Source organism: Marinobacter sp. MBR-105 (assembly GCF_053628895.1).
Genome location: NZ_JBRJHG010000014.1, coordinates 121,678 through 133,373 on the forward strand (window position 1 = coordinate 121,678; position 11,696 = coordinate 133,373).

General features: G+C 56.2%; 15 protein-coding genes. 6 read left to right on the forward strand and 9 right to left on the reverse strand.

Annotated features, from left to right (window positions below; all coding sequences use genetic code 11):
- The first annotated feature begins 196 nt into the window (after positions 1–196).
- Positions 197–1,600 (forward strand): ethanolamine ammonia-lyase subunit EutB, encoded by a 1,404-nt coding sequence (locus ACSSVV_RS16075; protein WP_454106554.1) that lies wholly within the window; start codon positions 197–199, stop codon positions 1,598–1,600.
- 2 nt (positions 1,601–1,602) lie between these two features.
- Complete coding sequence (eutC, locus tag ACSSVV_RS16080) at positions 1,603–2,427, forward strand: ethanolamine ammonia-lyase subunit EutC (protein ID WP_206852807.1); 825 nt, start codon at positions 1,603–1,605, stop codon at positions 2,425–2,427.
- A gap of 6 nt (positions 2,428–2,433) precedes the next feature.
- Here eutC and ACSSVV_RS16085 read toward each other — a convergent pair whose 3' ends face one another.
- From ACSSVV_RS16085 to ACSSVV_RS16100, 4 genes are all read right to left on the reverse strand, one after another.
- On the reverse strand, positions 2,434–2,820 hold the full coding sequence (locus ACSSVV_RS16085; protein WP_023011201.1) for a DUF2750 domain-containing protein: 387 nt from the start codon (positions 2,818–2,820) through the stop codon (positions 2,434–2,436).
- 36 nt (positions 2,821–2,856) lie between these two features.
- Complete coding sequence (locus ACSSVV_RS16090; protein ID WP_023011202.1) at positions 2,857–3,495, reverse strand: SDR family oxidoreductase; 639 nt, start codon at positions 3,493–3,495, stop codon at positions 2,857–2,859.
- A gap of 68 nt (positions 3,496–3,563) precedes the next feature.
- Positions 3,564–3,896 carry a ribbon-helix-helix domain-containing protein gene (locus tag ACSSVV_RS16095; protein WP_011786387.1) on the reverse strand — a complete coding sequence of 111 codons (333 nt, stop codon included), beginning with the start codon at positions 3,894–3,896 and terminating at the stop codon, positions 3,564–3,566.
- Between the two features lie 54 nt (positions 3,897–3,950).
- Entirely contained in the window at positions 3,951–4,532 is a 582-nt protein-coding gene (locus ACSSVV_RS16100) for a DJ-1/PfpI family protein (RefSeq protein WP_454106555.1), read from the reverse strand.
- Positions 4,533–4,691: 159 nt separating this feature from the next.
- On the opposite strand from ACSSVV_RS16100, the gene ACSSVV_RS16105 reads away from it, so the two are divergent.
- The gene (locus ACSSVV_RS16105; protein WP_454106556.1) at positions 4,692–5,360 is read left to right on the forward strand and encodes a glutathione S-transferase family protein; all 669 of its coding nucleotides are present in this window, start codon (positions 4,692–4,694) and stop codon (positions 5,358–5,360) included.
- A 24-nt stretch (positions 5,361–5,384) separates the two neighbouring features.
- On the opposite strand, the gene ACSSVV_RS16110 is transcribed toward ACSSVV_RS16105, so the two are convergent.
- From ACSSVV_RS16110 to pdxR, 4 genes are all read right to left on the reverse strand, one after another.
- Positions 5,385–5,840, reverse strand: a complete 456-nt coding sequence (locus tag ACSSVV_RS16110; RefSeq protein ID WP_011786390.1) for a GatB/YqeY domain-containing protein — start codon at positions 5,838–5,840, stop codon at positions 5,385–5,387.
- A gap of 82 nt (positions 5,841–5,922) precedes the next feature.
- Positions 5,923–6,660, reverse strand: coding sequence for a ZIP family metal transporter (locus tag ACSSVV_RS16115; protein WP_023009196.1), 738 nt, complete (start codon positions 6,658–6,660; stop codon positions 5,923–5,925).
- Between the two features lie 26 nt (positions 6,661–6,686).
- Positions 6,687–7,142, reverse strand: coding sequence for a DUF4112 domain-containing protein (locus ACSSVV_RS16120; RefSeq protein ID WP_023011204.1), 456 nt, complete (start codon positions 7,140–7,142; stop codon positions 6,687–6,689).
- 57 nt (positions 7,143–7,199) lie between these two features.
- On the reverse strand, positions 7,200–8,621 hold the full coding sequence (gene pdxR, locus ACSSVV_RS16125; protein ID WP_031211335.1) for a MocR-like pyridoxine biosynthesis transcription factor PdxR: 1,422 nt from the start codon (positions 8,619–8,621) through the stop codon (positions 7,200–7,202).
- A gap of 104 nt (positions 8,622–8,725) precedes the next feature.
- Between pdxR and ACSSVV_RS16130 the strand changes: the two genes are divergently transcribed.
- Both ACSSVV_RS16130 and ACSSVV_RS16135 read left to right on the forward strand, forming a co-directional pair.
- Positions 8,726–9,325 (forward strand): pyridoxamine 5'-phosphate oxidase family protein, encoded by a 600-nt coding sequence (locus ACSSVV_RS16130; RefSeq protein ID WP_031210222.1) that lies wholly within the window; start codon positions 8,726–8,728, stop codon positions 9,323–9,325.
- A gap of 74 nt (positions 9,326–9,399) precedes the next feature.
- The gene (locus tag ACSSVV_RS16135) at positions 9,400–9,852 is read left to right on the forward strand and encodes an MgtC/SapB family protein (RefSeq protein WP_011786395.1); all 453 of its coding nucleotides are present in this window, start codon (positions 9,400–9,402) and stop codon (positions 9,850–9,852) included.
- Between the two features lie 108 nt (positions 9,853–9,960).
- Here ACSSVV_RS16135 and ACSSVV_RS16140 read toward each other — a convergent pair whose 3' ends face one another.
- On the reverse strand, positions 9,961–11,031 hold the full coding sequence (locus ACSSVV_RS16140) for an AI-2E family transporter (protein ID WP_022992819.1): 1,071 nt from the start codon (positions 11,029–11,031) through the stop codon (positions 9,961–9,963).
- 359 nt (positions 11,032–11,390) lie between these two features.
- Between ACSSVV_RS16140 and ACSSVV_RS16145 the strand changes: the two genes are divergently transcribed.
- Positions 11,391–11,597 carry a cold-shock protein gene (locus ACSSVV_RS16145; protein WP_011786397.1) on the forward strand — a complete coding sequence of 69 codons (207 nt, stop codon included), beginning with the start codon at positions 11,391–11,393 and terminating at the stop codon, positions 11,595–11,597.
- The last annotated feature ends 99 nt before the right edge of the window (positions 11,598–11,696 follow it).

The window sequence follows — 11,696 nt, forward strand, 5'->3', positions numbered from 1 at the left end:
TGAGGGTTTCCTTACACCTGCAGGGGTTCCAAGTCTAGCACCTGTCGCAATTCAAGGCAGTAGAACCTTAGACCGAGTCAGTTGCCCAATCGGTTGGCAAATTGAGAGACAGCATCCGCTTCAAGAAACTACAGTGTAGTTAAAGTAATTTGATGCGGGCATGCCAGAGTCGCCCCCGGGATTAAAGGAGAAGACCATGAGTGGCCAGTACACGTACCGTATGGGATTTCAGACCATGGATTTCAGGGACCTGGGGACCTTGATGGCAAAGGCAACGCCAGAGCGCTCAGGCGATCATCTCGCCGGCGTTGGCGCAGCGTCGGCTGAAGAGCGGGTACTGGCACAAATGTGTCTGGCCGACCTGCCACTCAAGACATTTCTGACCGACGCCCTGATTCCCTATGAAACGGATGAGGTAACCCGCCTGATCATGGACTCTCATGACGCCGCCGCCTTCGCCCCCGTTTCTCACCTGACGGTCGGCGATTTCCGGAACTGGCTTCTGAGCGATAACGCCTCGCCGGAGATGCTGGCACGACTACGCCCCGGTCTGACGCCGGAAATGGTGGCTGCGGTCAGCAAGCTCATGCGCAACCAGGATCTGATCCTGGTTGCCCAGAAATGCCAGATAACCACAGCGTTCCGAAACACCGTCGGGTTGCCGGGGCGCCTTTCCACCCGGCTGCAACCGAACCACCCTACAGATGACATGGCAGGCATCGCCGCCAGCATTCTTGATGGCCTGCTTTATGGCAATGGCGACGCCGTCATCGGCATTAATCCAGCGACCGATAACGTGGCTCAAACCAAGCGGCTACTGACCATGGTCGACGAAGTAATCCAGCGCTACGACATTCCAACTCAGTCTTGCGTGCTTACGCACGTGACCAACACCCTCGAAGCCATCGAACAGGGGGCGCCCGTAGATCTGGTTTTCCAGTCTATAGGCGGCACCGAAGCCACCAACCAGAGTTTCGGGTTCAGCCTCGCCACCCTGAAAGAGGCTCAGGAAGCCGCCCTGAGCCTGAAACGCGGGTCCGTCGGCCAAAACGTAATGTACTTTGAAACCGGTCAGGGTAGCGCCCTCTCCGCCAATGCTCACCACGGCCTTGACCAGCAAACCTGCGAGGCCAGGGCCTACGCGGTCGCCCGCCATTTTGACCCGCTGCTGGTGAATACGGTGGTCGGCTTTATCGGCCCGGAATATCTCTATGATGGCAAGCAGATCACCCGGGCAGGCCTGGAGGATCATTTCTGCGGAAAGCTGCTCGGGCTGCCGATGGGTTGCGACATCTGCTACACCAACCACGCCGAAGCCGACCAGAATGATATGGATAACCTGCTGACGCTGCTCGGAGTCGCCGGGTGCACATTCATCATGGGCATTCCAGGGTCAGATGACATCATGCTCAATTACCAGACCACGTCATTCCACGACGCCCTTTACGCCCGCCGTGTGCTCAACCTGAAACCGGCACCGGAGTTCGAGCAATGGTTGCACGCCATGCAGATTTTCGAGGATTCGGATCGGGTGTCGCTGAATAACGACATACCAGCGGCCTTCCGCCACAGCCTCTCCGGCCCGCGAAGGAGAGCATAACCATGACCAACTCAAAGTTCCCGACCGTCGTTCACAACCCCTGGCGAGGTCTGCGCCAGTACACCCCAGCCCGCATCGGCCTTGGCAGGGCGGGCGTCAGCCTCCCCACAGCGGAGCTTCTTGAGTTTCAGTTGGCCCATGCCCGAGCCAGGGATGCCGTGCACCATCCACTGGATATTGAGCAGTTGATCATCGAATTCCAGCAGATACCCGAGATGTCGGCCCTGGGCCCACCGATTCAACTTCAGAGCCAGGCACCAGACCGGGCCTGCTACCTGCAAAGGCCGGATCTGGGGCGTGTTCTGAGCGAATCATCCAGCAGCCGTCTACAATCGTCGAAAACAGGCTCTGCTGAGCCCCCTGATCTGGCCATAGTGATCGCCGACGGTCTGTCAGCCAGAGCCGTGCAGCAAAACGCCCCGGCGTTCATGCGCAGCTTCCTCCGGAAACTGGCCCATGACGGCCCTGAGTGGCGGGTTGCACCACCCCTGCTGGTAGAACAGGGGCGCGTAGCGATTGGCGACCACATAGGCCAGGTGCTCCAGACACAACAAGTGGTGGTACTGATCGGCGAGCGACCGGGGCTCAGCTCACCCGACAGCCTCGGCGTCTACCTTACTCATCATCCCGAGCCGGGGCTGCCAGATGCCCGCCGCAACTGCGTATCCAATATCCGCCCTGCCGGACTGGGCGTGGAACAGGCAAGCGAGAAAGTGATCTACCTTCTGAAGGAAGCCAGGCAACTGGGCACCTCCGGAGTCGCCCTGAAGGATCGAAGCGAAGAAGTGGAACTGACCGTATCAGAGAGGGGGAATTTTCTGGTGTAGCCGGGATCAGAAAGATCCCGACAACACGTCCTGAAGGTCCTGCTTCAGCTCTTCCGGCCGCGTTATCCAGAGCTCACTGTCGGCGCCCGGAAAAACGCCTACCTCAAGCCCGTCACGGCTTAACCCGGGCACCCACTTTTTGAAGAAGTCCGGCAATGAAATCGCTTTGGGGCTCAGGTCACCCGAAGGCCCTGCATAATCTGCTGCAAAGTCCTCAGCGGGCCACACCGGGAGATATCCGACGCCATCTTCCTCCGAGACAATTTTGAGAAACTGGTTATCGCCATTGACCAGTATCCAGAGCTCACGCTCTTCCACCACAGCATCCAGAAAATAGTCATAGCGTTCTTCGCCATCCATTTCCAGAATCGAGGCTAACGGGTTATCGCTCATTGCGGCTCTCTTGTTGATCATGCCGGCGGATGCGGCTTACAGGTTCGCCAGCGCATCACGCACCGGCACATCCCCAGACACTACATCAAAAATGCAATTGCCGGTATTGTCAGAATCCAGCACAGCCAACAGAACCCGGGCAACGTCCTGGCGAGGAATCTCTCCGAACGCGTCCAGTCGCTCGCTGACAGACACCTTACCGTTGCCATCGTCATTGGTAAGTCGGCCAGGGCGCACAATGGTGTAATGCAGACCACTGTTTTTCAGGTGTTCATCGGCATTACGCTTGGCACGCAGGTAATGCTGAAGCTTTTCGGGGCCTTTTTCGGGCTCTTCAGCTCGCATACTGCTGACCATGATGAAACGTTTGATGCCCATGGCCTTGGCGGTATCCACGAGTCGAATCGCGCCATCCTGATCCACATCTACCGTCTTGTCCGGACCAGTATGGGGGCCGGACCCGGCCGTAAAGATAACGGCGTCACAGCCCCGCATCGCTTCGCTGCAATCCTGCTCCAGGTCGCCAATCACCGTTTCCGTGGCACCAAGCTGCTGCAACTCCGGCCCCTGGTCTGCGTGGCGAACCAGTGCTCGTGCCTCATGCCTGCTATCCGCGATTTCCTGTAATAGAAAACGCCCGATCTGCCCGTTGGCTCCGGCAATGAATACATGCATGGGGTGCCTCCCCTGTCAGTTGTGTGAAATGAACCTACCCTACTAGCTGCGCCCGGACGGCGGATAATTCAAGGGACCGACGCGACCCGGGACTGGGCCTTACCCGATGAATGAGCCGTTATCAGGGGAACGGGACGGGCTTCGCGCTGCGCCAGATAGCGTGTGCAGCTTACACGGAGAAAGGAGGCGAAGTTCTCTACTTCACCTCTCAGTTCCATCACCTCTTCGTGGAGTTTGGTGATGAGCTGATTGGTGGTCATGCCGTCCACTTCGGCAATCTCCCGGAGAATATCCCAGAACTGGTTCTCAAGCCGAAGCGTTGTGACCACCCCCCGGATACGGAGAGAACGGGACCGACTTTCAAACAGGATCGGGTCGGCTTTCACATAGAGTTCACACATGGAGTCGGTCTCCTGTGATAACGGCAGCCTCCAGCGGAGGCTGCCGGGTTAAGACTAGATCGAGATCTCAGCACCAAGCAGTTTAGCAAACGCTGACAGCCATGCCGGATGGGCTGGCCAGGCCGGAGCCGTCACCAGGTTGCCCTGAACGTGAGCCTGATCGACCGGAATGTCCATGTAACGACCACCCGCAATTTTCACATCGGGCCCACAGGCCGGATAGGCACTGCACTCGCGCCCCTCCAGCACTCCAGCGGCCGCCAGAATCTGGGCGCCGTGACATACGGCCGCAATGGGCTTACCTGCATGGTTGAACGCCTGCACAATATCAATCACCCGCTCATTCAGGCGCAGGTACTCCGGGCCCCGACCACCGGGAATCACCAGCCCAGCATAGTCATCAACCTGAACCTTATCGAAATCGTAATTGAGCGCGAAGTTATGACCCGGCTTTTCGGTGTAAGTCTGGTCACCTTCAAAATCATGGATGGCGGTTTTCACGCTGTCGCCGGATTTCTTTTCCGGGCAAACCGCGTGTACTTCGTAGCCCAGCATGGTCAGTGCCTGGAACGGCACCATGGTCTCGTAGTCTTCGGTGAAATCGCCGGCCAGCAGCAACAGTTTTTTATTCGACATGTTCATTCCTCCCTGTTTGATCGACAATACATATCCATCATGCGCCACTTTCAACGGGGATAGGTAACAGCGGAATACTACATTTCGAGTGAACCAAACAGCCTTTTTCAGCCTACTGTACTACCCTGACCACTTATTAAACGGGAACGGAGCTTCCGAATGATCACAGTTCACCACCTCAATAATTCACGTTCACAACGCATTCTCTGGATGCTGGAAGAACTGGGCGTACCCTACGAGATCCAGCGCTATGAGCGCGACCCTGAAACCATGCTGGCACCAGCCAGTCTCAAGAAGGTGCACCCCCTTGGAAAGTCCCCGGTCATCACCGACGGAGATCTGGTGGTTGCCGAATCCGGTGCCATCATCGAATATCTGGCGCACACCTATGGTAAAGACACCATGCTGCCCGAAGCCGGAGGCCAGCAGTGGCTGGATTACACCTACTGGATGCACTATGCCGAGGGCTCGCTGATGCCACCGCTGGTCATGCGCCTGGTGTTTGAAAAGGTGAAGACCAGCCCAATGCCGTTCTTTATCAAGCCGATCGCCAAAGGAATTTCGGACAAAACCAACCAGATTTTTATCGGCCCGATGATCAAGACCCACCTGGACTTCGTGGAGTCACAACTGGCCAAAAACACCTGGTTTCTTGGAGAACAGCTGAGTGCGGCGGATATCCAGATGAGCTTTCCTCTGGAGGCGTCCGTCGCCAGGGGCATCGTTGGTAACGAGAGGCCAAACATCAAGGCCTGGGTAGCGCGGGTGCATGCGCGCCCCGCGTACCAGAGAGCACTGGAGAAAGGTGGAGACTACGACTTCGCCTGACCAGGCCGTGGTCCCAGCGCTGGCTTAACCCGCCAGCGCAGCTCGAACTTTCTTGCTCAGGTGCCCCATATCCACCCGGCCGAGCACCTGGGGCTTGAGTTCATTCATCACGTTTCCCATATCCTGCATACCGGAGGCTCCCGTCGCGTTAATGGTTTCGCGGATAAGCGCATCCAGATCGTCCTCAGACAGCGCGGCAGGCATAAACTCCTCGATGATCACCATCTCCGAGCGCTCTTTGTCTGCCAGTTCGCCCCGGCCTGCGTCATCATATTGTGCAGCGGCGTCCCGGCGCTGTTTCAACATCTTGTCCAGCACCTTCAGAACATCGTCATCAGTGAGTTCCCGGCGCTCGTCGACCTCAATCTGCTTCACCGCAGCCTGAGCCATACGTAGCGTCACCAGGCGATCTTTGTCCTTGCTCCGCATTGCGTCCTTGACTGCGCTGGAAAGTTTTTCCTTAAGTGATGTATCCGCCACGGTTAGTCTCCTGTTCTGGGAAAATAAAAAGTAAACAACGCATAAAGGGCAGAATGATAGCCAAACTACGCCGGAACGTCCCCTATCCGGATAACGCCACCTCTCCCATCACCCCAAGCAGGAAGCCCGCAAGCGCCCCCAATGGTGGCGCCCAGTGTTTTTTCAGGCGTACCTGAGGCGCTATGTCCTGGAAAATGATGTAGAGAATACCCCCTGCCGCAAACAGCATGATGCCGGATACCACACTCGGGGCATCCGACAGCAGAAAGTAACCAAGGGCACCGGCCACCGGCCCAAGCAACGCCATCAGCGCCAGGGCACCCACAATTTTCAATCCTCGATAATGGGTCGCGTCCACCAGCTCCCGATAGGAGTTAAAGCCCTCCGGGATATTCTGCAACGCAATGATGCCGGCCAGCAGAATTCCGCCCTCACTGGACACCGAGAAAGTGGCGCCGAGGGCCATGGCTTCCGGCACAAAATCCGAAAGCATGGCCACCAACTGGCTCGCCGGTGTGCCGTTGGCAGCCAGCCATCGATCCAGAAGCATAAAGCTGATACCGCCTCCGGCAAAACAGACAACGATGCCCACCATGGACAAGTTAGCCGTCCCTTCTGGCACCAGTACCAGCGCAACAGCCGCCAGCAGCGCGCCACCACCAAACGCGATCACACTGTGCCGCACCTCGGTTTCCAGCCAGCGCGGGTGAATACGCTCCACCGATGCCAGTGCTGCGCCCACAGGCATTGCAAGACCGGCCATCAATGTCAGTAGTAGTATCTGCATAAGGCCATTGGCCTGAAGTGCGTCCAGCATCATGCTCTATCCATAGTCAGTTCGGGTGATCAAAGAATGAGCGACAAACCACCGGTTATCACTGCAAACAGAATCGACAACCCAATCAGCGTTCCCCAGGGGAACGGCGGTGGCGGTGGTTCAATCGCCAATTCCTTCTCAAGATAGTTTCTCAGCAGTCTGGTATTGCGAGTATTCGCCTTATACACGGCATCAAAGGCATCCCCCACCACCGGCAACAGGCCACCCAGAAAATCGATGACCATATTTCTGAACATTCTTAACTTCACAGCCTTGCTGGCGCCCGCGCGTTGCGCTTCTACCAGCACATAGCCCGACAGGATCAGGCCAGCCATATCACCAACCACCGGTAACAGCCCGATGATGGCCTCTATGCCAATCCGGAACCTGGTAAATGGAAGGCCGATGCTGCTGTCCATCAGACGACTGAACCGGTCAAGACGATTCAGAATGGCGCGCTGTCTCGCCTCGGATGGTGTTGTCATGCTGCTTCCCTTTGCTATTCCGACGGATTTTGAGTCAATTACAAGCTGCGGTTACATTCAGGTTAACGCGCTTCTGAGGATGCTGACGCAATCCTCCATTTCCCGCTCACTGGCACTGGCAAACCCCATGACCAGACCGGATGATGCGGTATCTCCGATGTAGTGCGCACTCAAGGGCGTGCTGCCAAAGCCTTGTTTCCTCAGCCATCCACTCAAGGCTGAGTCATCAAACCGGCCTTCAAGCACCAGATGCATACCCGCACTCTCGGCCACAGGGTGCACCAGATCCCCGAGTTTCCTCTGCACCGCGTCCTGGAAGTACTGCCACTTGTCCCGATACAACTGACGCATCCGGCGAACGTGTCGAACGAACTGGCCACTCTCCATAAACTCGGCAATAGTGGCCTGAATCAGCAAGGGCGTTTCGCCACCACCGACCTGTTTGGCCCAGAGCACCGGCTCCACTACTTCCTCCGGAAGAACGACATATCCCACTCTTAATGCCGGCAGCAGCGTTTTGCTGAAACTTCCCACGTACAGTACCGGCGCATTGTCGAACATACCCTGCACCGCCGCAAACGGCTTGTTGAAGAAATGAAATTCGCTGTCATAGTCGTCTTCCACTATCCAGCAATCGTTCTGCCGAGCCCACTGCACCAGGGCCATCCGTTGGGAGAGGTCCAGAATCCCCCCCATGGGATATTGATGGGTGGGGGTGCAGAACAGCAACCTGGCGGAGCCCAGATGTGGCAACGCGGTCACATCAAGAACCTGATTTTTCAGGGGAATGGGCACCAACGGATTGCCAAGGCGCCCCAACGCATTGCGGGCACCTCGATAGCCCGGATTCTCGCATAGGACACGATCGCCGGGACTCAGAAACACATCCGCCAGCAACGACAAGGCCTGCTGCGCACCATTGGTGATCACAATCTGATCGGCATGGCAACGCACGCCACGCGACGTTCGGAGGTAGTTCGCAATGGCCGTCCGCAGCGGCAGGTAGCCCTGAGTGCTGTCATAACCGCGAAGCCCCCGCCGGCTTTCCTGATGGTGCAGCACGCGGTTCCAGGCGTTGACGGGAAAGGCGTCCAGATCCGGCAGGCCGGGCTGAAATGGCAAGCAGGCATCTTCCGCTCTGCGGGGAGTCCCACGCACCCTGTCTGGCAGTGAAGGCAGTCGGAAACTCCCGCCAGAGGGTATTTTCAATTTTTTCCCAGCCGGTTCGATAGCCGACCCGATATCCTCGTGAACGAATACTCCCCTACCTGCATGGCTCTGAAGGAAGCCTTCTGCTTTCAACTGATCGTAGACCGCATTCACTGTGTTCCGACTGACGCCAAGATCCTCCGCCATTTGGCGACTGGACGGCAACCGGTATCCCGGAGGATAGCGTTGAGCCAGAATCCGATCAGCCAACTGTCGATAGAGCTGAAGCTGCAGAGATTGGTCAGCATCAAACCGAATATCATCAATCACAACCACTGGTCCTATAAAAAAACACAATCTGGGTCTTTTGAGGGTATCAGAAGTGACGTGAAATAGAACGCAACTGTCCAATCCACAGCCTTGAGGACCACCGAATGAATCAGCCAAATACTCAACAAGCCTCACCTCTCACGTCCTGCCCAAGGAGCACCGTGAGGCGGGCCACCAAAAGAGCCTCGGTGGACCGCCAGGTTGCCTATACGCTGATTGACCGACTCAAAACCGCGCACCTGGGCTTTGTGGAGGACGGCGAGCCCCGCATCATCCCGATTACCGCCTGGCGAATGGATGACCACCTGTACGTTCACACCCTCAATGGAGGCCGGCTGTCAAAACGCCTCGGCTCGGGCCAACTCCTTTGCATCTCGTTTGCCGTCACCAATGAATGGGTTTTGACCAAGTCTGCGTACCACCACAGCGCCAACTACGAATCTCTGGTGTTGTTCGGCTGCGCACAGCTCGTGGAAGACTCTGCAGAATTCGACGCCGCATTCCGGGCCATCATCAACCAGATTGAGCCAGGACGTTGGGAGCAGGTACGGGCACCGAACCAGAAGGAGCGCCGGGCAACCGCGCTGTTCCGGATACCGATTGAGGAAGGCTCATTCAAGAGCCGGACCGGTGGCCCCAACGAAGATCCCGAGGATATGGAATTGCCAATATGGCACGGAACCGTGTCGGCAGTAACCTCATAAAAGGACGATCCCGGCCTTACCTGCTAATCTGCGTGAGCAGATACAAACAAAACTGAAAGACCAGGAGACGATCTGTGCTGGAAAGCGAAATCCCCTTAATGGACATGGTCATTCGACTGCTTATGGCGGCTGGCCTGGCACTGGTGCTTGGGCTTGAACGTGAACTACGAGGGAAGCCAGCGGGACTGCGATCGCACATGCTCGTCTCCGTGGGGGCATCCGCATTCATCATGATGGGCATGCACATTTTGCTCGCCACGGCGGAAGGCGACCCTTCCGCCCGAATTGACCCCACACGCATTGTCGAAGGCGTGATTGGCGGCATTGGCTTTCTGGGCGCCGGCAGTATCATCCAGAGCCGCGGCAATGTTCAGGGCATTACCACGGGAGCCTCCATCTGGGTATCCGGCGCCATTGGTGTAGCCTGCGGCCTTGGCACCCTGGCGCTTGCCAGCATGGTGACGGTGCTTTCACTGATTATCGTGGTCGTGCTTGGCCGATTCGAGCGAGAAGTCATCAAGGATTGAAGCTGTGGTCACACCCGAATCATTTACCCAACAGCTCCCCTACCGGACGAAAGTTCACCACATGATCGCACACGGATTTTGCGATCATGAGAATGGGCGTAGCCACAATCAAGCCCACTGGCCCCCACAACCAACCCCAGAACAACAACCCGATAAAATGGCGACGGCATTCAAACTGGAGACGTAACTCGTCAGCCACGGCATCAGCAGATTCCCCTGAATACTGGTGATGACCAGCGATGTAAGCGCAACAATCACGGCAGTATTGAGCTCGCCGAACTGCAGGAATGCGGCCACCCCAGAGCCTACCAGAACCAGGAAAGGCCCCAGATACGGCACGCCACTGGCAATTCCAGCCACCACGCCCCACAGAGCCGCTTGCTCAACCCCCAATAGCAGGAATGCCAGCCAGGTGAGAATGCCGACAAAAAGCGCACTGATGACCATGACAAAGAGGAACCGACGTACCTGGTGATGCAGCTCGTTCATAATTCGCGCCGCCTTGCGCATACGCCGGAACGTCGGGCCGGATATTCTAACGATCTTACGCCGGTATAGCTTGCCGACGGAAAGCAGGAAAAACACCAGTAGAAGCACAGAAAACATCTGGGAAATAAGAACTATTGTGGCCGGCGAATTGCGGATGACATAGTCACGAACGTCCATCGGCTCATCCACCACCCGTACGGGTGTCACGCCGGCCTGAACAGCCGGTTTCCCCTCGCGGTTCTCGGCGGTTTCCTCAATCTGCTTGGCGGCAATCTGCGCTTTTTCCATGATGCTTTCTTCATCCTCGGACGTAGACGCATCTTCACGCTGAAGCTCCTTGATGGCCTGGGGGATCTTGTCCAGCATGGCCATGGCTTCCTGCTTGAGCGGCACACTTGCCGCCGCCAGAATCGCTATCAGTGTGCAAAGAACCAGAGCTGCACCCAATGGACGGGGTATGTGAATCCGATCCAGTGTTGCCACCAGCGGATCCAGGGCGTAACTGATCAGAACTGCGACCACAAGCGGCAGCAGAACAGGCTGGGCCCAGTCGATAAAATACAGGGAGGCGATGCTGGTCAGCACAATCAACGACATGCTGCGGATATTGATGGCTTCAATCAGGGCCGTTGTTGAGTCCTGTTCGCCAGAACCCGACCCGACACCCGGGCTTTCCTCGTTGTGACTCATAACCGCAGCTATGCCTCATATCAGATCCATGATTGAGTAGAGTGTAGCCCCCAAGATGGCAACTAATGGTTACGATATTTTATGGCAAGGTTTAAGATCGATGGCAAACTCGAGAAATAATTCCAGAAATAGGTATTTTCCCGTTTCTGAAAACTTTTCTATGCAACGCCTGTTATTTAGCGTACTGTCTATTTCGTTGGAAAGATTTAGCAAAGCATTTCACGAATAAGACCTTTTGTGTTGTCAAACCTACTGTCCTGTTTTTGATCCTGCGCGTTTTTTGTTTCCCGCCTATCGCTGATTAGAGGTCACAACGACCTGCTGACGGCAACCAATTGATTAAAATCAGGATAATGATTATGTCTACTATCAAAGGCAACGTTAAGTTCTTCAATGAAGCAAAAGGTTTTGGCTTTATTACTCGTGAAAACGGCGCAGACGTTTTCGTTCATTACAGCTCGATTCAGGGTGGCGGATTCAAAACTCTGGCCGAAGGCCAGGAAGTGGAATTCACCGTGACTGAAGGCCAGAAAGGCCCGCAAGCTGAGAACGTTATTGGCCTGTAACTAACCCGGATTTCTCATAGGTCCCCGGCAAGTCTCGCAGACTGAGCAGGTTACCGCCATTACCGCTCATTTGCGGTCGCGATTGATTAATAACTGATC